The organism is Streptomyces clavifer, assembly GCF_036345975.1.
Classification (GTDB): Bacteria; Actinomycetota; Actinomycetes; order Streptomycetales; family Streptomycetaceae; genus Streptomyces; species Streptomyces clavifer.
On record NZ_CP107793.1, the window covers coordinates 2,001,266 to 2,020,907 of the forward strand.

Annotated in this window: 18 protein-coding genes; 5 read left to right on the forward strand and 13 right to left on the reverse strand. The window is 73.0% G+C overall.

What is annotated here, in order from left to right:
* The first annotated feature begins 14 nt into the window (after positions 1 to 14).
* On the forward strand, positions 15 to 1,958 hold the full coding sequence (locus OG927_RS08550) for an anthranilate synthase family protein (protein ID WP_056784222.1): 1,944 nt from the start codon (positions 15 to 17) through the stop codon (positions 1,956 to 1,958).
* Between the two features lie 33 nt (positions 1,959 to 1,991).
* Here the strand turns inward: OG927_RS08550 and OG927_RS08555 are convergent, their stop codons facing one another.
* The 4 genes from OG927_RS08555 to OG927_RS08570 all read right to left on the reverse strand — a co-directional run bounded on the left by OG927_RS08555 (position 1,992) and on the right by OG927_RS08570 (position 5,823).
* Complete coding sequence (locus tag OG927_RS08555) at positions 1,992 to 2,999, reverse strand: 2-hydroxyacid dehydrogenase (protein ID WP_124282606.1); 1,008 nt, start codon at positions 2,997 to 2,999, stop codon at positions 1,992 to 1,994.
* Positions 3,000 to 3,139: 140 nt separating this feature from the next.
* Entirely contained in the window at positions 3,140 to 3,832 is a 693-nt protein-coding gene (locus OG927_RS08560) for a response regulator (protein WP_056784228.1), read from the reverse strand.
* Positions 3,829 to 5,058 (reverse strand): MacS family sensor histidine kinase, encoded by a 1,230-nt coding sequence (macS, locus tag OG927_RS08565; protein WP_056784231.1) that lies wholly within the window; start codon positions 5,056 to 5,058, stop codon positions 3,829 to 3,831. Before macS ends, OG927_RS08560 begins: the two co-directional genes overlap by 4 nt.
* A gap of 45 nt (positions 5,059 to 5,103) precedes the next feature.
* Positions 5,104 to 5,823, reverse strand: a complete 720-nt coding sequence (locus OG927_RS08570) for a lysophospholipid acyltransferase family protein (protein ID WP_209470677.1) — start codon at positions 5,821 to 5,823, stop codon at positions 5,104 to 5,106.
* Between the two features lie 216 nt (positions 5,824 to 6,039).
* Between OG927_RS08570 and OG927_RS08575 the strand changes: the two genes are divergently transcribed.
* Together OG927_RS08575 and OG927_RS08580 are read left to right on the forward strand one after the other, a co-directional pair.
* Positions 6,040 to 6,819, forward strand: a complete 780-nt coding sequence (locus tag OG927_RS08575; protein ID WP_056784235.1) for an alpha/beta hydrolase — start codon at positions 6,040 to 6,042, stop codon at positions 6,817 to 6,819.
* A complete protein-coding gene (locus OG927_RS08580; RefSeq protein ID WP_330319930.1) occupies positions 6,812 to 7,492 on the forward strand; it encodes a hypothetical protein in 681 nt (226 codons plus the stop codon). The genes OG927_RS08575 and OG927_RS08580 overlap by 8 nt, the downstream gene beginning before the upstream one ends.
* A gap of 88 nt (positions 7,493 to 7,580) precedes the next feature.
* On the opposite strand, the gene OG927_RS08585 is transcribed toward OG927_RS08580, so the two are convergent.
* From OG927_RS08585 to OG927_RS08610, 6 genes are all read right to left on the reverse strand, one after another.
* Positions 7,581 to 8,342, reverse strand: a complete 762-nt coding sequence (locus OG927_RS08585) for an endonuclease/exonuclease/phosphatase family protein (protein ID WP_330319931.1) — start codon at positions 8,340 to 8,342, stop codon at positions 7,581 to 7,583.
* A gap of 71 nt (positions 8,343 to 8,413) precedes the next feature.
* Positions 8,414 to 9,355 (reverse strand): ROK family glucokinase, encoded by a 942-nt coding sequence (locus tag OG927_RS08590; protein WP_056784246.1) that lies wholly within the window; start codon positions 9,353 to 9,355, stop codon positions 8,414 to 8,416.
* 75 nt (positions 9,356 to 9,430) lie between these two features.
* Positions 9,431 to 9,922, reverse strand: a complete 492-nt coding sequence (locus tag OG927_RS08595) for a DUF5304 domain-containing protein (RefSeq protein WP_124282603.1) — start codon at positions 9,920 to 9,922, stop codon at positions 9,431 to 9,433.
* 81 nt (positions 9,923 to 10,003) lie between these two features.
* On the reverse strand, positions 10,004 to 11,182 hold the full coding sequence (locus OG927_RS08600) for an ArsA family ATPase (protein ID WP_330319932.1): 1,179 nt from the start codon (positions 11,180 to 11,182) through the stop codon (positions 10,004 to 10,006).
* A gap of 2 nt (positions 11,183 to 11,184) precedes the next feature.
* Positions 11,185 to 11,634, reverse strand: a complete 450-nt coding sequence (locus OG927_RS08605) for an SRPBCC family protein (protein ID WP_056784254.1) — start codon at positions 11,632 to 11,634, stop codon at positions 11,185 to 11,187.
* A 108-nt stretch (positions 11,635 to 11,742) separates the two neighbouring features.
* The gene (locus OG927_RS08610) at positions 11,743 to 12,570 is read right to left on the reverse strand and encodes a metallophosphoesterase family protein (protein WP_056785891.1); all 828 of its coding nucleotides are present in this window, start codon (positions 12,568 to 12,570) and stop codon (positions 11,743 to 11,745) included.
* A 290-nt stretch (positions 12,571 to 12,860) separates the two neighbouring features.
* Here OG927_RS08610 and OG927_RS08615 point away from each other — a divergent pair, with 290 nt between their 5' ends.
* Positions 12,861 to 14,657, forward strand: a complete 1,797-nt coding sequence (locus tag OG927_RS08615) for an AMP-dependent synthetase/ligase (RefSeq protein WP_056784257.1) — start codon at positions 12,861 to 12,863, stop codon at positions 14,655 to 14,657.
* Between the two features lie 70 nt (positions 14,658 to 14,727).
* On the opposite strand, the gene OG927_RS08620 is transcribed toward OG927_RS08615, so the two are convergent.
* On the reverse strand, positions 14,728 to 15,870 hold the full coding sequence (locus OG927_RS08620) for a glycosyltransferase family 4 protein (protein WP_056784260.1): 1,143 nt from the start codon (positions 15,868 to 15,870) through the stop codon (positions 14,728 to 14,730).
* A 77-nt stretch (positions 15,871 to 15,947) separates the two neighbouring features.
* Between OG927_RS08620 and OG927_RS08625 the strand changes: the two genes are divergently transcribed.
* Complete coding sequence (locus tag OG927_RS08625; RefSeq protein WP_408058053.1) at positions 15,948 to 17,180, forward strand: glycosyltransferase 87 family protein; 1,233 nt, start codon at positions 15,948 to 15,950, stop codon at positions 17,178 to 17,180.
* Here OG927_RS08625 and OG927_RS08630 read toward each other — a convergent pair.
* Both OG927_RS08630 and OG927_RS08635 read right to left on the reverse strand, forming a co-directional pair.
* Positions 17,137 to 18,390, reverse strand: a complete 1,254-nt coding sequence (locus OG927_RS08630) for a hypothetical protein (protein WP_199862842.1) — start codon at positions 18,388 to 18,390, stop codon at positions 17,137 to 17,139. The two genes, OG927_RS08625 and OG927_RS08630, sit on opposite strands and share 44 nt — an antisense overlap.
* A gap of 209 nt (positions 18,391 to 18,599) precedes the next feature.
* Positions 18,600 to 19,625, reverse strand: a complete 1,026-nt coding sequence (locus OG927_RS08635; RefSeq protein ID WP_057573653.1) for a C40 family peptidase — start codon at positions 19,623 to 19,625, stop codon at positions 18,600 to 18,602.
* Positions 19,626 to 19,642: the final 17 nt, after the last annotated feature.

Sequence of the window (19,642 nt, forward strand, 5' to 3'; positions counted from 1 at the left end):
AGGAAGGAACACCCATGTCCGACCGTGCCGAGCACGTCCCCGCCACCGATCTCGTCCAGCGGCTGCTCCGGGACGACTCCCCGCCCTTCGCGCTGCTCCGGAGACGGACACCGGGACGCGACCACGACACCGTCGAGGTCCTCATCGGCGAGGTGCGCGAGGTGGACCGGCTCGCCGCGATCCCGGTGGACGAGCGGCCCTCGCTGGCCCTCGTGCCCTTCCGGCAGATCGCCGAGCGCGGTTTCGACGTGCGCGACGACGGCACCCCGCTGGCCGTGCTGGTCGCCGACGAGATCCACGAACTGCCGCTGGCCGACGTCCTCGCGCAGCTGCCCGCCCACGAGGTCCGGGTCGAGGACGGTGCCTTCGACGTGCCGGACGAGGAGTACACGGACATCGTCCGGCGGGTGGTCGAGGACGAGATCGGGCAGGGCGAGGGCGCCAACTTCGTGATCCGGCGGACCTTCGGCGGGGAGATCCCCGGGTTCGGCAGGGCCGACGCACTGGCGCTGTTCCGGCGGCTGCTGGCCGGTGAGCGGGGCGCGTACTGGACGTTCGTCGTGCACACGGGCGACGGACGGGGCGGGCCCTCCTCACCCGGGCGGGCGACGACCGGGCGGACGCTGGTCGGGGCGAGCCCCGAGGTGCACGTGCGGATGTCCGGCGGGACGGTCGTGATGAATCCGATCAGCGGGACGTACCGCTACCCGGCCGGGGGGCCGACCGCCGAGAGCCTGCTGGCCTTCCTCGGCGACCGCAAGGAGACCGAGGAGCTCTCCATGGTGGTCGACGAGGAGCTCAAGATGATGTGCACCGTCGGCGACATGGGCGGTGTGGTCGTCGGCCCCCGGCTCAAGGAGATGGCCCACCTCGCCCACACCGAGTACGAGCTGCGCGGGCGTTCCTCGCTGGACGTGCGCGAGGTGCTGAAGGAGACCATGTTCGCGGCGACGGTCACCGGCTCCCCCGTGCAGAACGCCTGCCGGGTGATCGAGCGGTACGAGCCCGGGGGCCGCGGCTACTACGCGGGAGCCCTGGCCCTGCTGCGCCGGGAGCCGGGCGGGACGCAGACGCTGGACTCGCCGATCCTGATCCGCACGGCCGACATCTCGGCCACCGGCCGGCTGCGGGTCCCGGTCGGGGCGACCCTGGTGCGCCACTCCGACCCGGCGGGCGAGGTCGCCGAGACCCATGCGAAGGCGGCCGGTGTGCTGGCGGCGCTGGGTGTCCGGCCGGGCAGGCCCGAGGCGGAGGCGGGCCGTCCGCAGCTGGCCTCCGATCCGCGGGTGCAGGCGGCCCTGGACGACCGGCGCGGCGGCCTCGCCCCGTTCTGGCTGCGGATGCAGGAGCGGACGCGGGAGCTGTCCGGCCATGCCCTGGTGGTGGACGGTGAGGACACCTTCACCGCGATGCTGGCGCATCTGCTGCGTTCCTCTGGCCTCACGGTCTCGGTGCGCAGGTACGACGAGCCCGGGCTGCGCGACACCGTACGGGCGCACGTGGGCCCGGTCGTCCTGGGCCCGGGGCCCGGCGATCCGGGGGACGCGTCGGATCCGAAGATGCGGCTGCTGCGCGGGCTGACCGCCGAGCTGGTGCGGGACCACCGGCACGGCCTGCTGGGCGTCTGCCTGGGCCATGAGCTGATCGCGGCGGAGCTGGGCCTGGAGATCGTCCGCAAGGACGTGCCGTACCAGGGGGCACAGACCCGGATCGAGCTGTTCGGCCGCCCGGAGACCGTGGGCTTCTACAACAGCTTCACCGCGCGGTGCGACGGGGCGGCGGCGGCCGAGCTGGCGGCCCACGGCATCGAGGTGAGCCGGGAGGCGGCCTCCGGCGAGCTGCACGCCCTGCGGGGGCCGGGGTTCGCGTCGGTGCAGTTCCACCCGGAGTCGGTGCTGACGCTGAGGGGCGCCACGATCGTCACCGAGCTGCTGGCGGCGCTGCCGGTGCCCGGCTGAGGAACGGCTCCGCGGGGCCCCGGGACCGGGGTCCTACGGAGCGGCCACAGGCGCCGGGACCAGGACGTTCTCGCTGCGGCGGCCCGCGAGGTAGTCGGCGACGTTCCGCACCGTCGCGTCGATGATCTGGCCCACGGCGTCCCTCGTGTAGTACGCCTGGTGCGAGGTCACGATGACGTTGGGGAAGGTGACGAGCCTCGCGAGGGTGTCGTCGTCGATGCCCTCCATGGACTTGTCGACGTAGAAGAGTCCCGCCTCCGCCTCGTACACGTCGAGTCCGACCCCGGTGAATCGGCCGGCCCGCAGCGCGGCGACGAGCGCGGTGGAGTCGACGAGGCCGCCGCGGCTGGAGTTGACCAGGATCGCGTCGTCCTTCATCGCGGACAGGGCGTCCTCGCCGATGATGTGGTGGGTCGCGGGCAGCAGCGGGACGTGGAGGCTGATCAGATCGGCCTCGGTGAAGAGCCGCTCCTTCTCGACGTACGTCATGCCGAGTGCGGTGCAGGCGGGGTTCTCGGCGATGTCCCAGCCCAGCAGGTTCATCCCGAAGCCGTGGGCGATCCGGGCGAACGCCTCGCCGATCTTGCCGGTGCCGACCACACCGGCGGTGCGGCCGTGCATGTCCCGCCCGAGCAGCCCGTCGAGCCGGAAGTCGAAGTCCCTGGTGCGGCTCACCGCGCGGACGATGCGGCGGTTGACGGCCATGGCCAGGGTCCAGGCGAATTCGGCGACCGAGTGGGGCGAGTAGTACGAGACCCGTGCGACCTGCAGCGCGAGCCGTTCGGCCACGTCGAGGTCGATGTTGTTGAAGCCGGTGGAGCGCTGGGCGATCATCTGCGTGCCGCCGGCCGCGAGGGTCTGCAGGACCGAGCCGCCGAGGTCGGCGTTGACGCTGGTGGAGATGACCTCGTAGCCGGCCGCGATCGGGGCGGTGTCCTCGGTGAGGAAGACGTCCAGGCAGCGCACGTCGTGCTGCCCGGCGAAGGCCTTCTCGATCAACGGCTTCTCGTCCGACTGCACACCGAATGCCAGGATTTCCACGACGTCTCCCGGGATGGAGGTACGGGCTCTGGCGAATATACGGCCCGTACCCCCGGAGCGCCGCTCGGCCGGGGAAACCCCGGCCCGCGTGTACCGGGGCCGGGCCGGCGCTCCTCCCGTTGTCCGCCTCCGCCGCCCCGTCAGTCGTCGTCGAGGCCGGCCTGGATCGCGTACCGCACGAGCTCCACCCGGTTGTGCAGCTGGAGCTTGCCCAGGGTGTTCTGGACGTGGTTCTGCACGGTGCGGTGCGAGATGACGAGGCGCTCGGCGATCTGCTTGTACGAGAGCCCCTTGGCGACCAGCCGCAGCACCTCGGTCTCGCGCTCGGTGAGCTGCGGGGCCTTCGGCTCGTTCGAGGCGGCCGGGGCCGGGTCGGAGGCGAGCCTGCGGTATTCGCCGAGGACCAGTCCGGCGAGGCCGGGGGTGAAGACCGGGTCGCCGGCCGCGGTGGCCCGCACCGCGTCGGTCAGCTCCTGGGTGCTGGCCGATTTGAGCAGGTAGCCGGTGGCGCCGGACTTCACGGCCTCCAGCACGTCGGCGTGCTCGCCGCTGGCCGAGAGGACCAGGACGCGCAGCCCGGGGTGGGAGCCGACGAGCTCCTTGCAGACCTGGACACCGGGCATGCCCGGCAGGTTGAGGTCGAGCACGAGGACGTCGGGGCCGGCGGCCCCGGCCCGGCGGACGGCCTGCGGGCCGTCCCCGGCCGTCGCCACGACGTCGAAGCCGGACTCGGCCAGGTCGCGGGCCACGGCGTCGCGCCACATCGGGTGGTCGTCGACGACCATCACCTTGATGGGCCGCGCCTCGGACGCCTGTGTGTTCGGTGTGCTCATCGGACCGATCCTGCCTTCCCCCGGGAAACCTTCGGAACCTTCAGTTCGACCTCGGTGCCCTGCCCCGGTACCGAGATCAGTTCTGCTGTGCCGCCGAGATCGCGCAGCCGCCCGCGGATCGACAGGGCCACGCCGAGGCGCCCCTCGCCCTCCGCCTGGTCGAGCCGGCCCTCCGGGATGCCGGGCCCGTCGTCCCGGACCGTGACGATCACCTCGTGCGGCTCGTCCTCGACCAGGATCCAGGCCTGCGCGTCCGGTCCGGCGTGGACCCGCACATTGTCCAGGGCGGCGCTCACCGCGGCGGCGAGCTCACGCGCGGCCCCGGGGGCGAGCAGCACCGGGGCGCCCGGCTCGGCGAAGCTGACCCGGGAACCCGCGTGCGGGGCGAGGAGGGTGCGCAGGTCGCGGTCGGAGGGCCCGGCGCCCTCGTCGTCGGGGTCGACGTCCACGGTGCGGACCACGGCGCCCTCGGCGCTGTCCTCGGAGACCCGGGTGGTGGGCACCAGGCCGCTGGAGACCAGGGTGCGCAGGGCGACCTCCTGCTCCCCCGCCATCCGGCCCAGCTCGGCGGCCTCGCCGCCGAGCGCGTTGCCGCGGCGCTGCACCATGGCGAGGACCTGCAGGACGCTGTCGTGGATGTCGCGGGCGAGCCGCTCCCGCTCGCGGGTGGCCGCCTCGATCTCCAGGGCGCGGGCGAGGGTGCGCTCACTGGCGCGGGCGACCTCGACGACGTACCCGATGGCGATGGAGGCGACCCAGACCAGCAGGACGTTGTGGAAGGTGTCCCGGCTGGGCTCGCCGCGCTCGATGATGTTGGCGGCGGCGACGAGGGTGGAGGCGACGGCGGCCCAGCGCCAGCCGCCCTTGAGCGCGAACGCGAGGACCGCGCCGGCGGTCCAGATCGACGGGAGGGTCGTGCCGTCGGTGTGCCGGGCGCTGAAGTCGGCCAGGGGTGTCAGCAGGATCCCGGTCAGGGCTATGGCCAGGTCGGCGCCGAGGAACCGCTTGGTGCAGTTCGCCGCGTTGGCCACCCGGGGGAGCGTGGCCAGCGTCCACAGGGCGAGGAACGCGAGGAACGCGAGGGCCACCCCGGGCCGGTCGTACGGCTTCCCGCGGAAGCCCGCGAGCAGCACCGCGTAGATCAGGGCCAGTACGCGGTACGCCGTCAGCGCCCGCCACAGCGGCTGCTCGACCGACATCCGTACGACCCGCTCACGCCTGGCCATGGTCCCTCCCCCGTTTCCCCGCCGCCCGGACGGCCGACGACGCCGTTACGCGCCGGACCGTTCCGCGCCCTTCTTCTTCGCCTCGTCCGCGAGCTGCTTCTTGGCCGCGGTCGCGTAGATGTCCACGTATTCCTGGCCCGAGAGCTTCATGATCTCGTACATGACCTCGTCGGTCACCGAGCGCAGGATGAAGCGGTCGCCGTCCATGCCCTGGTAGCGGCTGAAGTCGAGCGGCTTGCCGATCCTGATGCCGGGCCGCATCAGCCGGGGCATCACCTGCCCGGGCGGCTGGATCTTCTCCGTGTCGATCATGGCTACGGGGATGACCGGTGCCCCGGTGGCGAGCGCCACCCGGGCGAGGCCGCCGGGCTTGCCCCGGTAGAGGCGCCCGTCGGGCGACCGGGTGCCCTCCGGGTAGATCCCGAAGAGCCCGCCGCTCTCGATGACCTGGATGCCTGCCCGTATGGCCGCCTCGCCGGCTCCGCGGCCGCCGGAGCGGTCCACCGGCAGCTGGCCGACGCCCCTGAAGAAGGCGGCGGTGAGCCTGCCCTTCACTCCGGGGGAGGTGAAGTACTCGGCCTTGGCGATGAAGGTCACCTTGCGGTCGAGGACGGCCGGCAGGAAGAAGGAGTCGGAGAAGGACAGATGGTTGCTCGCGAGGATCGCCGGCCCCTGTTCGGGGATGTTCTCCAGGCCCTCCACCCACGGCCGGAAAGCGACTTTCAGAGACCCGCCGATGGAGAACTTCATTGCGCCGTAGATCACTCGGGTGCCTCCTGTGTGCTGTCGTTCAGACCTTAACCTGTGGTGCCTGCGGCCTTTTCCGCCCGGCCCCGGGCACGGTCCGCCGCGGGTGGCCTCCGAAAGGCGGCCGCTCGGGCCGATACGGCCCTGGTCGGTGTCGGTCCGGTCGCGTACGGTGAAGTAATCCTTTTGCACTCCCCCCGCACGCCCCGTCCCGCTCATGAACAGGAGACCCCGGTGCCGGTCCTCCCTGGAGCCGAGCCGTTCCGCCACGAGGGCGGAGAGGTCGGCGTCCTCCTCTGTCACGGTTTCACCGGTTCACCGCAGTCGATGCGTCCCTGGGCCGATTATCTGGCGGAGCGCGGGCTGACCGTGTCCCTCCCGCTGCTGCCGGGACACGGCACGCGCTGGGAGGACATGGCGGTCACGGGCTGGCAGGACTGGTACGCCGAGGTGGACCGGGAGCTGCGGGCGCTGCGCGACCGGTGCGCGCAGGTCTTCGTCTTCGGCCTCTCCATGGGAGGCGCCCTGTCGCTGCGCCTCGCCGCGAAGCACGGGGACGCGGTGACGGGGCTGGTGCTGGTGAATCCGGCGAACAAGGTGCACGGCCTGTCGGCGTACGCCCTCCCGGTGGCCCGGCACGTGGTGCGGACGACGAAGGGGCTGACCAGCGACATCGCGCTGGAGGGCTCCGAGGAGGTCGGCTACGACCGGGTGCCGCTGCACGCCGCGCACTCGGTCCGGAAGTTCTTCCGGCTGGTCGACACCGAGCTGCCCCAGGTCACCCAGCCGATCGTGCTGCTGCACAGCCCGCAGGACCATGTCGTGCCGCCGGCCGACTCCGCGCGGATCCTCAGCCGGGTGTCGTCGACGGAAGTCGAGGAGATCCTGCTGGAACAGAGCTACCACGTGGCGACGTTGGACCACGATGCGGAGCGGATCTTCGATGAGAGTTACCGGTTCATCGGCCGCCTCGCACCCAGCGTCGGCAAGAAGGGGAGCACGTCCGGTGGCTGAGCACGACGCGGAGCGCGCGGGCAGTGACGAGGAGCGCGAACCGCGCCCCACGGAGGGGACGGCCGTCCCCGAAGGCACGGAGGAGGCCGGGCGGCTCGACGAGACCGCGGCCTGGGAGGCGATCGTCGCCGGATACGGCGAGGAGCCGCCGGACCCGCCGGGCGCCAAGCCCTTCAAGTCGGTCGAGGACCTCGCCCTGCTGGAGGACGACCAGCTCAACACCCTGCCGGGTACGGACTCCGGCGCGGGGGACGACGCGGACAAGGGCGCGGGCAAGAAGGCGCCCGGCAGGCCGCCGGAGAAGCAGTCACTGGGCAGTTCGGTCGTCTTCGCCCCGGGGGTCGCCGGTCCGCGCGACTACGAGGTGGCAGAGCCGCCCGACGGCGACGCGCACGATCCGGACGACCCGGACGACAGTGAGGAGGGGCACTTCGTCCCGCCCGAGCCGCCGCCGCTGCCGGAGGCCGACGTGACGGCGAAGTTCGCCTGGCTCGCGGTGGTCGGCGGGCCGGTGCTGATGCTGATCGCGGTGCTGCTGCAGTGGGAGATGACGTGGTGGCTCACCACGCTCTGCATCGGCGGCTTCCTGGGCGGCTTCGCCACCCTGGTGGCGCGCATGCCCCACGACGACGACGAGGACGACGCCGAACCGGGCAGCGGCGCGGTCGTCTGACCGCACCACCGGAGCCGGGCCTCCCGGGACGAAGGGCACGGACCGAGGAACGCGGCACGGACCGAAGGGCGCGGCGCGACCGGCGCCCTCACCCCCCGCCGGGCACCCTGAGGGCGGCCAGGACGGGCAGGTGGTCCGTGGCCGCCCTCAGGTCCGCCTCGGTGATGCCGGGCAGCCCTGCCGGCACCCCGCAGCCGAGCACCTCGATGCCGCCGCTCGCGAACACCGCGTCGATGCGCTTGCCCGGTGCGTGGGGCGGAAAGGTGTGCTCGCCTCCCCACGGCCGTACGGACCAGCAGTCCTGGAGCCGCCCGGCCAGCCGCCGGAACGCCCGCCCCCGCGGTACGTCGTTGAGGTCGCCGGCGACGACGGCGTGCGGGGCGCCCATCGCGTCGACATGGTCGAGCAGGAAGCCGGTCTGGGCCAGCCGCTCCTCGTGCCGCAGGCTCAGGTGGCAGCTCACCACCGCGAGCCGGGCCCCGGCGATCCGCACCACCGCCGTGGCCAGCCCCCGCCGGTGCAGCCCGGGGGTGAGCGGCAGGAGGACGTCGTCGGTCCGCTCCACCGTGGCGCGCAGGGAGCAGAGCAGCAGGGGTCCTGCCGCGGTGGCTCCGCCGCTGAGGATCACCAGGTCGGTCGCGGCGGCGAGTCCGGCGGCGGCCTTGCGCCAGCGGAAGAAGCGCGGGGCCTCCTGGACGCACACCAGGTCGGGTGCGCAGGCCCGGATGACGCGGGCCAGTGCGTCGGTGTCGTCGCGCAGCGAGCGGACGTTGTAGCTGAGCACCCTGATGACGGCCGAACCGTCCGGCTCGGTGCGGGACTCGGGCAGCGTCATCGGCGTCGTGACCATGCGATGCACGATACGACGGACGCCCGCCGCTCCCCGGAGGGCGCGACGGGCGTCGGAGCAGTGCGTGGCGCCTAGCCCTGGCGGGCCAGGTCCGCGGCGCCCACCAGGCCTGCCTTGCCGCCCAGTTGGGCTGCGAGGACCTGCGCGTGCGGACGCCATTCGCCGCCGATCAGCCAGCGCCGGAACGACTTGCGGATCGGGTCGAGGACCAGTTCGCCCTCGTCCGAGACGCCGCCGCCGACGATGAAGGCCGACGGGTCGAAGAGCGAGGCGAGGTCGGCGAGTCCGGCACCGGCCCAGCGGGCCAGCTCACGGAACGAGTCGACGGCCACCGGGCAGCCCTGCCGGGCGGCCTGGCTGATGTGCTTGCCCTCGATGCCCTCGACCGTGCCGTCGCCGAGCGACAGCAGGATCACGGCGTTCTCGGGTGTGGCGTTGGCGCGCTGCTTCGCGTACCGGACGAGCGCGCGCCCGGAGGCGTACTGCTCCCAGCAGCCCTGGCTGCCGCAGCCGCAGAGCAGACCGTCCGGGACGACGCGGATGTGACCGAATTCCGCCGCCACACCGAAGCGTCCGCGGCGCAGCTTGTTGCCGATGATGATGCCGCCGCCCAGGCCGGTGCCGAGCGTGATGCAGATGACGTCGTCGTGGCCCTGGCCGGCTCCGAAGCGGTACTCGCCCCAGGCCGCCGCGTTGGCGTCGTTCTCGACGACGACCGGGAGGCCGGTGCGCTGTTCGACCTTGTCCTTCAGCGGCTCGTGCCGCCAGTTGATGTTCGGGGCGAACAGCACGGTGGCGCGCTTGTCGTCGACGTATCCGGCCGCGCCGATGCCGACGGCTTCGACGTCGTGCCCGTCGCTCGCTCCGGCCACGGCCGAGCTGATCGCGTCGACGATCCCTTCGGCCGTCGGCGGGGTCGATACCTTGAACGTCGAGAGGATCCGGCCCTCTTCGTCGACCACTCCAGCCGCGATCTTCGTGCCGCCGATATCGACGCCGATGGTGAGTCCCATGAATCCCTCAGTTTCGGTCGAGCCCCGCTACGGCCAACCGTACCCGAGCCGGGGACGGGTATTTCCGGCCCCGGGTCAGTCCAGGTCAATGTGTTCGCTGCCGCCCGGGCCCCCGTCACGCGGGTCCGAGGGGTCGTCGGCCGCCTTCCCCGTCGGGCCCGACGCGGCCGGGGCGTCACCCGCGGTGCCGCCGGGGCCCTCGGTGCCGCGGGTCCAGCGGCTCTCCTGGCCCTCGACCGCGGAGCGGTAGGCGGCCAGTAGTTCGTTCCCCGCGGCGGCGAGATGGCCGAAGAGGTCCGGATTGCGCTCGATGACGGGTTCGACCGCGGACTTAGCCTGCCGGATGACCTGCTGGACGGTGCCCTGGGCGGCCATGCCGAGCAGCGGCGACCGGAACTCGGAGACCTTGTCGGCCACCGCGTCGATCAGCTTGCGCAGCTCCTCGGCGGCGGATCCGGGCGGCGGTCCGTACTGGGCGCGGCGGCGGGCCTTCTCCGCCTCGAGGTCCTCGGCGCAGGCCTCCGCCCACGCGTCGTCGTCGGCGGGACGATCGGTGGCTTCACTCATGGCGGACTCCTGCGACGCGGTTGCCTGTGGTGGCCGTACGGGCCACGTACTACCGACGTTACCCGAACGGTGATACGGCGTTCAGGGTGTCCGCGGCCAGAGCGCGGGGTCCGGTGTGAACCGGACACGCAGCACGCCGTCGGTCAGCGCCGCCCCCGACACGGTGCAGCGGCGCAGTGCGGACTCCAGGCGGACCACGCGGTGGAACGGACCGGCGGTGAGGAGCAGTTCGTCGCCCCGGCGGACGAGCCGGAGGTCCTCCTTGACGGCGCCGGGCAGCGGCAGGCACCAGACGAGGACGCCGTCGCGGGCGTCCTCGGTCCACCAGGGGTCGTCGGCACGGCCCGGTGCCCGGTCGTCGGGTGCGGGGATCCGGTCGAGGAGCGCGAGGTCGTCGAGGGTCCGCGGGTCGCGCCCGAGGTGGGCCGCCTCGCTCACGGGCGTGCCGGTCTCCTGCCAGCCGGCCAGGCACTTCTCCTGCCGGGCGGCGAGATCGGCGAACCAGGGGTCGGACGAGTGCCGGGGCAGGACGCGGTTGGCGACGAGGCCGTCGACGCGCAGTCCGTACAGGGCCAGTCCGGTCCGGGCGGTGCGCAGGGCGTCCTCGGCGGCGGGCCCCGGTTCGGCCACCAGCCGTACGGTCGTCGCCGCGTCCCCGATCAGGGCCTCGACGGCGGCCAGCTCGGCGTCCTTGCGGGCGGCGGCCTCGTACAGCCACTGGGCCGGCATGGGTACGCCGGCGAGTTGCGCGAGCATCGGGCGCAGCGCGCGGGCGGCCTGGCGTTCCCGGGGCAGGAGGCGGCGCAGGTAGCGGCGCAGCTGCTCGGGCAGGGCGAGCAGCGCGAGGGCGTCGGCCAGCGGGGGGAGGTCGACGACGAGGACGTCGTAGCGGTCCTCGGACCAGTCGCCCCCGGCTGCCCGGTGCAGGGTGTGCAGGAGGGCGAGCTGCGCGCTTCCGGGCAGTTCGGTGAGTTCCTCGCCGTCCAGCCGGCGGGCGCCGAGCAGGTCGAGGACGCCGGAGGCCCGGTCCTGGAGGGCGACGAGTTCACCGCGGAAGTGGTCCGCGGAGTCGACGCGGGCGTGGTGGAGCCCTTCCGCGGCCTCGGTGGGCGCGTCGCCGTTGCCGGCCGGGAGGCCGGGTACGGCGTCGGAGGAGACCAGCAGCGTGCGCCGGCCTCGGGCCGCCGCCGCCAGCGCGGTCGCCGCGGCGACGGTGGTACGGCCTGCGCCGCCGGGGCCGGTGACGAGGACCGTACGCATGATCAGGCCTTCGGGACGGATTCGACGCGCTTCTTCAGGCCGGCCAGGGCACGGTCGATGATGACCTTCTCGGCCTTGCGCTTGATCATGCCCAGGAGGGGGATCTTGACGTCCACGGCGAGCCGGTAGGTGACCTCGGTGCGGTCGCCGGCGCCGAGGGGCGCCAGGGCGTAGCTGCCGTCGAGGGCGCGCAGCATCTGGGACTTGACGAGGGTCCAGCCGACTTCGTACTCGTTGTTCCAGGTGTAGGCGAGGACGTGGTCGTCCTTGATCGCTCCGGCGTCCAGTACCAGCCGGACCTGCTCGGCACGGCCCTGGTCGTCGGTGGCCAGGATCTCGGCCTCCTTCACCTCGCCGGTCCATTCGGGATAGCGGGCGAAGTCGGCGATCACTCCCATGACGTCGGCCGGTGCCGCCTCGATCGTGATGCTCGAGCTGGTGTGTTCAGCCATCGCCGTGGCCCTCCAGTGCGGTGTTACCGGTCGCGTTCGGCAGAGGCCTGCCGTGTGCAGGCTATCGCGTGCCCGCCGTCGCCCCGTCCACGCCCCGGCCGGTGCCGTTCACCACTCCAGGGCCCAGGGCCGTCCGGTCGAGGCGAAGTGGCCGACGTTGACGCACTCGGTGACGCCTATCCGCATCCGGCGCACCAACGGCTGGTGGACGTGGCCGAAAAGCGCGTACCGGGGACGGGTGCGGTGGATGGCGTCCAGGAGGGCGCGGCTGCCGCGCTCGAAGCGGCGGGCGACCGTGTCGTACGTCAGCTCGGGCACCTCGGGCGGGATGTGCGAGCACAGGACGTCCACCGGGCCGAGCGCCTCGACCTTGGCCGCGTACTCCTCGTCGCTGATCTCGTACGGGGTGTTCATGGGGGTCTTCAGGCCGCCGCCCACGAAGCCGAAGACCCGGCCGCCGATCTCGACGCGCTCGCCGTCCAGCACGGTGGTGCCGGGCCCGGCGTACTCGGGCCAGAGCGCGGGCACGTCGACGTTGCCGTAGGTGGCGTACGTCGGGGTGGGCAGGACGGCGAACATCTCGGCGTACTGCTTGCGCACGGCCTCGAGGATCGCGGTGTTGCGGTCGCGGCCCGCCCACAGCTCGCGGCCGAAGGCGCGCGCCTCGTCGTAGCGCCGCGCCGTGCGCAGCGCGACGATGCGGTCGGCGTTCTCCACGCCGAACAGGTCGGGGAAGATGCCGCGCGAGTGGTCGGCGTAGTCGAGGAAGAGGACGAGGTCGCCCAGACAGATCAGCGCGTCCGCGCCGTCTCCCGCGCGCGCCAGCGCCTCCGTGTTGCCGTGCACGTCGCTGACGACGTGCACGCGCGTCCCGCGGGCCGGTCCGTCCCCGCCGCCCCCGGCCGTGCCCCTGCCGTGCGGCCCGCCGCCTCGCATGCCTCGCATGGAGATCACCCTAGGCGTCGGCGCCCGGTGCCCGGTAGTGCCCGCCGGACCTGCGGTTACTTCCGGCGCGTGACGTGAGTGGACTAATGTGCGCGGGAGGACCACTTATATGTGTGATGCATAAGACATCTGGCCGGAAACCCCTATCCGGAACCGAGTACCGGTGGGTAACGTCCCGCCAGTCCAGTCGTGCTCACCCCACTGAGCACCTGCCAGTCTTGGACCGCATCCGGTGCGTCGCACAGAGCCGTGGAACCGGAGCCCGATGAGGAGCAGCAGTCTTGCGCGAGTTCAGCCTTCCGGCCCTGTACGAGGTCCCTACGGACGGCAACCTGACGGATCTCATCCGCCGCAACGCCGCTCAGCATCCCGACGTCGCGGTCATGAGCCGCAAGGTTGACGGAGTCTGGACGGACGTCACGGCCACCCAGTTCCTCGCTGAGGTCAGAGAGGCCGCGCGTGGCCTGATCGCGGCGGGCGTGGAGCCCGGCGACCGGGTCGCGCTCATGTCCCGCACCCGCTTCGAGTGGGTACTGCTGGACTTCGCCATCTGGAGTGCGGGCGCGGTCACCGTGCCGGTATACGAGACCAGCTCCGCCGAGCAGGTCCAGTGGATACTCGGTGACTCGGGCGCCGTCGCGGTCGTCGTGGAGAGCGCCGCCCACGCCGAGTCCGTCGCCTCCGTGCGCGACCGGCTCCCCGGCCTGCGGGACGTGTGGCGGATCGACGAGGGCGCGGTCGCCGAGCTGACCGCGAAGGGGGCCGGTGTCTCCGACGGGACGCTGGACCTGCGCATGGTGAGCGCCAAGGCCGACGACCCGGCCACCATCGTCTACACGTCGGGAACCACCGGGCGCCCCAAGGGCTGTGTGCTGACGCACCGCAGCTTCTTCGCGGAGTGCGGCAACGTGGTGGAGCGGCTGAAGCCCCTCTTCCGCACCGGCGAGTGTTCCGTGCTGCTCTTCCTGCCCGCCGCGCACGTCTTCGGCCGGCTCGTCGAGGTGGCCTCGGTGATGGCGCCGATCAGGCTCGGCTGTGTGCCGGACATCAAGAACCTCACGGACGAGCTGGCCTCGTTCCGGCCGACGCTGATCCTCGGTGTGCCGCGGGTCTTCGAGAAGGTCTACAACTCGGCGCGCGCCAAGGCGCAGGCCGACGGCAAGGGCAGGATCTTCGACCGCGCCGCCGACACGGCCATCGCGTACAGCCGTGCGCTGGGTACGCCGCAGGGCCCGTCGCTCGGCCTGCGGATCAAGCACAAGGTCTTCGACAAGCTGGTGTTCAGCAAGCTGCGGGCCGTGCTCGGAGGCCGCGGCGAGTACGCGATCTCCGGCGGCGCGCCCCTGGGCGAACGGCTCGGCCACTTCTTCCGCGGTATCGGCTTCACGGTGCTGGAGGGCTACGGCCTCACGGAGACCTGCGCGGCCACGGCGTTCAACCCGTGGGACCGGCAGAAGATCGGCACGGTCGGCCAGCCGCTGCCCGGCTCCGTCGTGCGGATCGCCGACGACGGCGAGGTACTGCTGCACGGCGAACACCTGTTCACGGGGTACTGGAAGAACGAGACGGCGACGGTGGAGGCACTGGCCGACGGCTGGTTCCACACGGGCGACATCGGCACGCTCGACGAGGACGGCTATCTGGCGATCACCGGCCGCAAGAAGGAGATCATCGTCACGGCGGGCGGGAAGAACGTCGCGCCCGCCGTGATCGAGGACCGCATCCGGGCGCACGCCCTGGTCGCCGAGTGCATGGTGGTCGGCGACGGTCGGCCGTTCGTCGGCGCCCTGGTCACCCTCGACGAGGAGTTCCTCTCCCGCTGGGCCGAGGAGAACGGCAAGCCGGCGGGTTCGACGGCGGTCTCGCTGCGCGAGGACGCCGAACTGCTGGCGGAGGTGCAGCGCGCCGTCGACGACGGCAACGCGGCCGTGTCCAAGGCGGAGTCCGTACGCCGGTTCCGCATCCTGTCCACGCAGTTCACCGAGGAGGCGGGCCACATCACGCCGTCGCTGAAGCTGAAGCGCAACGTGGTGGCGAAGGACTTCGCGGACGAGGTCGAGTCGATCTACCGCGGCTGAACGCGTACGCCGGAGGGGCCCGCACCACGTCGGTGCGGGCCCCTCCGGTGTACGGGGCCGGTGTCCGCCCTCAGAGCAGCGTCCGGAGCTCCTCGGCGAGCAGGTCCCAGCGCCACTTCTCCTCGACCCAGGCCCTGCCCCGCTCCCCCATCCGCCGGCGCAGCTCCGCGTCGCCGAGCAGGGTGACGATCCGGTCGGCGGACTCCTCGGCCGAGCCGCCCCGCACCACCCACCCGGTCTCACCGTCGAGCACCGCGTCGGGGGCCCCGCCCGAGTCGCCCGCGACCACCGGCAGTCCGGTCGCGGAGGCCTCCAGGTAGACGATGCCGAGGCCTTCGACGTCGAGGCCGCCGCGCCGGGTGCGGCAGGGCATGGCGAAGACGTCCCCGGCTCCGTAGTGCGCGGGCAGTTCCTCCCACGGCACCGGTCCGGTGAAGCGCACGGAGTCCTGGACTCCCGTCTCCGCGGCCAGCTTCCGCAGCTCCCCCGCGTACGGGCCGCCGCCGACGATCAGCAGGACGGTGTCCGGCTCACGGGCCAGGATCGCGGGCATGGCGAGGATGAGGGTGTCCTGGCCCTTGCGCGGGACGAGCCGGGAGACGCAGACGACGACCGGCCGGTCCGCGAGCCCGAGCCGGGCCCTCACCCGGTCCCCGCCGGAGGCCGGGTGGAAGGTCTTCTCGTCGACCCCGGGCGGCAGTTGGACCATGCGGCCCGCGGCCTCGGGGGTGAGCGCGGCGGCGATCCTGGAGCGGGTGTACTCGCCGAGGTAGGTGATCGTGTCCGTGCCCTCGCCGATGCGGCGCAGCAGCTGCCGGGAGGCGGGCAGCTGGGCCCAGCCCGCCTCGTGCCCGTGCGTGGTGGCCACGATCCGGCGGGCGCCCGCCCTGCGCAGCGCGGGCGCCATCAGCCCGAGGGGGGCCGCCGCCCCGAACCAGACGGAGGAGCAGCCGTGTGCGCGCAGCAGCCGGACCGCCTGCCGCGTCACCCGCGGGGTCGGCAGCAGCATCGTCGTGCGGTCGCGCACGACGGTGAAGGGCTGCTCCGCGTCGAAGGCGGCGGTGGCCTCCGCACCCTCGGCGCCCCGCTTCCAGGTGGAGGCGTAGACGACGAGCTGTCCGGGGTCCAGGCGCAGCGCCATGTTGTGCAGGAAGGCCTGGATGCCACCGGGGCGGGGCGGGAAGTCGTTCGTCACGATCAGGGTCTTGTCCATCGCCGCCGACAGTACCGGGCGGCCGCGCGGCCCTGCCTGACGGCTCCCGCACGGGCGGGCCCGGCATCATGGCGCCCATGCGTCTGTTGCTCGCCACCTGGACCCTCACCCGAGCGGCACTGCTGCTCTGCGTCTTCAAGGTGTTCACGGTCCCGGGCCCGGACGTCACGGTCGACGTGTCGGCGATCTACCACGGCTGGTACGAGGTGCTCCTCACCGGTTCGTTCCCGATGGACGACGTCACCTGGCAGTACCCGCCCGCCGCCGCTCTGGCGGTGCTCTCACCGGCCCTGCTGCCCTTCCTGGAGTACGCGTCCGCCTTCTTCCTCCTCGTGCTGCTCTGCGACGCGCTCGCCCTCGGTCTGCTGCTGTACGCGGCGGGGCGGCCCGGCACGCGCGCCGCGGGCGCCTGGGTGTGGGTGGCCGGTGTGCCGCTGCTCGGCCCGACCGTGTACGCCCGGTACGACCTGATGGTGACGGCCGTCGCGGTGGCGGCGCTGCTGGCCGGGGTGCGTCACCCGCGGGTGCTGGGGGCGCTGGCCGGCTTCGGCGCGCTGCTGAAGGTGTGGCCGGTGCTGCTGCTGGCGGGCACCGCGCGGGGGCGGGCGACCCGGCGTTCCTGGTCGGCCGCGGCGGTGACGGCCGGGCTGACGGCCCTGGTCGCGGTACTGGCCGCACCGGGCGCGTTCGCGTTCCTGACGTTCCAGCGGGACCGGGGCCTGGAGATCGAGTCGCTGGGGGCGATGGTCATCCATGTGGCGCGGCAGTACGGCTGGGAGGGCGGGGTGGAACTGCGGTACGGCTCGATGGAGTTCACCGGGGAGTACGTCCCGCTGGTGAGCACCCTGGCGCTGTGGCTGAGCGTGCTCGCCCTCGGCTGGCTGCTGGTGTGGCGGCTGCGGGCCCGGACTTTCGCGGTGCACACCCCGGCGGACGCGGCGTTCACCGCGGTGCTGCTGTTCACCACGACCAGCCGGGTCATCAGCCCCCAGTACATGGTGTGGCTGGTCGGTCTCGCGGCGGTGTGCCTGGTGTTCCGCGGCAGCCGGATGGCGCTGCCCGCGTGCCTGGTCCTGGTGGCCACCGGCGTCACCCTGCTGGAGTTCCCGCTGGGCTTCGCCCACGTGGTGGCCAGTGACGCGCGGGGCGTGGCGCTCCTGGCCGTGCGCAACGGGCTGCTGGTCGCCGCGACGCTGACGGCGGGGTGGCGGCTGTGGCGCGGGACCGTGCCCGGGGCGCGGGGCGGGGAGGCGGAGGCTGCGCGGGTCAGCCCAGCCGGTCGCGCAGATAGTCCCGCCAGCGCGCCGTGAAGTCCTGCGGCGTCGTGCCGAGCACGCTCTGCAGGGCGTGCTCCACCGCTCCGTCGCGCCCGGAACGGGCCCCGACGGCCTTGTAGAAGGCGATCAGCTCCTCCTCGCCCCAGTCCCGCACGATCAGCTCGCAGGCCAGCCAGCCGCTCTCGTACGCCCTCGCGAGCTTCGCCGCGTCCCCGCCGAAACCGAAGTCCTCGTCCGCCGGCAGCCGGGCCGGCAGGTCGTTGCGCCGTACGGACGCCGCCAGCTCGGGGGCGAGCTCCCGGGCCGTACGGCTCTCCCGGCGGTAGGCGGTCAGGTCGGCGAAGCCCTCGGAGAGCCAGACGGGTGTGGCCGCGGAGGTGTGGGACCGGGTCGCCACATGGGTGGTCTCGTGGGTGAGGACGACCCGCTGCCCGAACTCGCCGAGCATGCCGTACGCCTGCGGGTTGACGATCACCCGGTCCGCGGGCCGCCGGCCGCTGCCGCCGACCTCGCCCGTCGTGACGGCCGCTATGCCCCGGTAGCTCGCCGCGGGTGAGCCGAGGAGCCCCGCCATGGCCTCCACCGACGCGGGCACGAGCACCACGACCCGCCCGGCCCACGGCTCCGGCCAGGTACCGGAGACGGCCGGCACGGCCCGGTCCGCGGTGTCCGCGATGCGGCGCAGCTCCTCCGCCCGGCGGCCGACGCCCAGGACGAGGCTGTGCGTGCCCCGTACGACCTCGACGTCGCCCTGCTGCCAGAGCAGCCCCGGGGTGCCCTCGCCGGCCCGGTCCGCGGCGATGTACCAGGAGTCGTCGGCGCCGCGGCGCACCAGCTCCACGGTGCGGGAGGAGGACATGGGGGCGGTGTCGTACCCCTTGAAGCGGTAGCGCAGCTCGACCTCGGCGCTGACCCGCCCGGTGCCCGTGCCGGACACGCCGTTCACCTTGTACGCCCAGGACTCCAGGGGGACGTCGGCCAGATTGCGCAGCTCGGTGCGCTGGGCCGCCCGGAAGGCCCCGGCCCGCGGGTCCAGCGCCGCCAGGTAGGCGTCGGTGTCGTGCTCCATGACGGCGGCGGCACGCCGGTCCAGGGTGGCGGCGACCTCCCCGGCCGTGATGTCGTCCGCGGTGTCCCGGGGCGCGGCGCAGGCGGAGGCGAGCAGCAGCCCGGCGAGCACGGCGCCCGCCGTGCTCCGTCTGCGGGTACGCCCCCGCCTCGCGTCCTGCGTCCGATCGGCCATCCAGCCGATCGTACGGCCGGACGCGGGTGACCGAGGAGACGGCCGGCGCCCGGAGCCGCACGGCTGCGCGGGGGTGGCCGGACGGCCGTGTGCCGGCCGGGGGCCGCGCCGGTCGCGCGGGGGCGAACGGCGACGCCCCGCCGGAGACCTGTCGGTCTCCGGCGGGGCGGGTGCTCAGCGGGGGGTGGGTCGGTTCGCCCGTTCGGGCGTCAGAGCCGCACGCCCGTCTGGAAGGTGCCCATGTAGTCCATCGACTCGTAGCGGACCACGGTGCCCGGCTTCGGAGCGTGCAGGATCTGGTTGTTGCCCGCGTACAGGCCCACGTGCGACGTGTTGTTGAAGAACACCAGGTCGCCCGGCTTGAGGGCGCTGCGGCCGATGCGGGTGCCCTCGTTGATCTGGGTGTACGTGGTGCGGGTGATCTGCACGCCTGCCTGGGCGTAGGCCCACTGGGTCAGACCCGAGCAGTCGAACGAGTTGGGGCCGGTGCCGCCGGAGACGTACGGCTTGCCCTGCTGCGTGGAGGCCGCCTGGAGGGCAGCCGCACCGAGCGCCGACGCGGGGACCTCGTTGCCGAGCTCGACCCGCTCGCCCGCGGCGCGGCTGGCGCGCTGCTCGTCCGCGTCCATCTTGGCGCGTTCGGCGGCGGTGAGGGTGTTGAGCAGCTCACGGGCGTCGGCGAGCTTGCCCTGCTGCTTCTTCTTGTTCTCGTCCAGCGTCTTGCGGACGTCGGCGAGGTCGCCCATCTTCGCCTGGGCTTCCTTGCGCTGCTGCGCGAGGGCCCGCTGCTTCGCCTGGATCTTCTGCAGCGACTCGGCCTGCTTGGCCGTCAGCTGGTCGAGCGCGGAGGCCTGGTCGAGGAAGCTGTCCGGGTCCGAGGAGAGCAGCAGCTGGACCGACGGGTCCAGCCCGCCGGAGCGGTACTGCGCGGTGGCCAGCGAACCGAGCTCGCCGCGCAGGGTGTTGAGCTCGTCCTGGCCGCGGGCGACCTTGTCCTGGAGCGCGTCGACCTGCTTCTTGAGCTTGCCCTGCGCCTCCTCGGCGCCGTTGGCCCTCTCGGTGGCGGCCTCGGCCTCGTGGTAGAGCTTGTCGACCTTCGCCTTGACCTCGCTCTTGGTCGGCTTGGGGTCGGCGTGGGCGGCCTGGGAGGTCAGGGCCACTGCGGCTGCGGCGGTCGCGGTGAGCACGGTCACGCGGGTGCGGCTCGGCTGCTTGGGACGACGGTGGGACGCCACGAAGGCGAGCTCCTTCT

Excerpts from the sequence above, each read along its gene's own strand:
- OG927_RS08550 (WP_056784222.1), top strand. The coding sequence starts at position 15 with ATGTCCGACCGTGCCGAGCACGTCCCCGCCACCGATCTCGTCCAGCGG.
- OG927_RS08560 (WP_056784228.1), bottom strand. The coding sequence starts at position 3,832 with ATGAGCACACCGAACACACAGGCGTCCGAGGCGCGGCCCATCAAGGTG.
- macS (WP_056784231.1), bottom strand. The coding sequence starts at position 5,058 with ATGGCCAGGCGTGAGCGGGTCGTACGGATGTCGGTCGAGCAGCCGCTG.
- OG927_RS08585 (WP_330319931.1), bottom strand. The coding sequence starts at position 8,342 with ATGGTCACGACGCCGATGACGCTGCCCGAGTCCCGCACCGAGCCGGAC.
- OG927_RS08590 (WP_056784246.1), bottom strand. The coding sequence starts at position 9,355 with ATGGGACTCACCATCGGCGTCGATATCGGCGGCACGAAGATCGCGGCT.
- OG927_RS08595 (WP_124282603.1), bottom strand. The coding sequence starts at position 9,922 with ATGAGTGAAGCCACCGATCGTCCCGCCGACGACGACGCGTGGGCGGAG.
- OG927_RS08600 (WP_330319932.1), bottom strand. The coding sequence starts at position 11,182 with ATGCGTACGGTCCTCGTCACCGGCCCCGGCGGCGCAGGCCGTACCACC.
- OG927_RS08605 (WP_056784254.1), bottom strand. The coding sequence starts at position 11,634 with ATGGCTGAACACACCAGCTCGAGCATCACGATCGAGGCGGCACCGGCC.
- OG927_RS08610 (WP_056785891.1), bottom strand. The coding sequence starts at position 12,570 with ATGCGAGGCGGCGGGCCGCACGGCAGGGGCACGGCCGGGGGCGGCGGG.
- OG927_RS08620 (WP_056784260.1), bottom strand. The coding sequence starts at position 15,870 with ATGGACAAGACCCTGATCGTGACGAACGACTTCCCGCCCCGCCCCGGT.
- OG927_RS08625 (WP_408058053.1), top strand. The coding sequence starts at position 15,948 with ATGCGTCTGTTGCTCGCCACCTGGACCCTCACCCGAGCGGCACTGCTG.
- OG927_RS08630 (WP_199862842.1), bottom strand. The coding sequence starts at position 18,390 with ATGGCCGATCGGACGCAGGACGCGAGGCGGGGGCGTACCCGCAGACGG.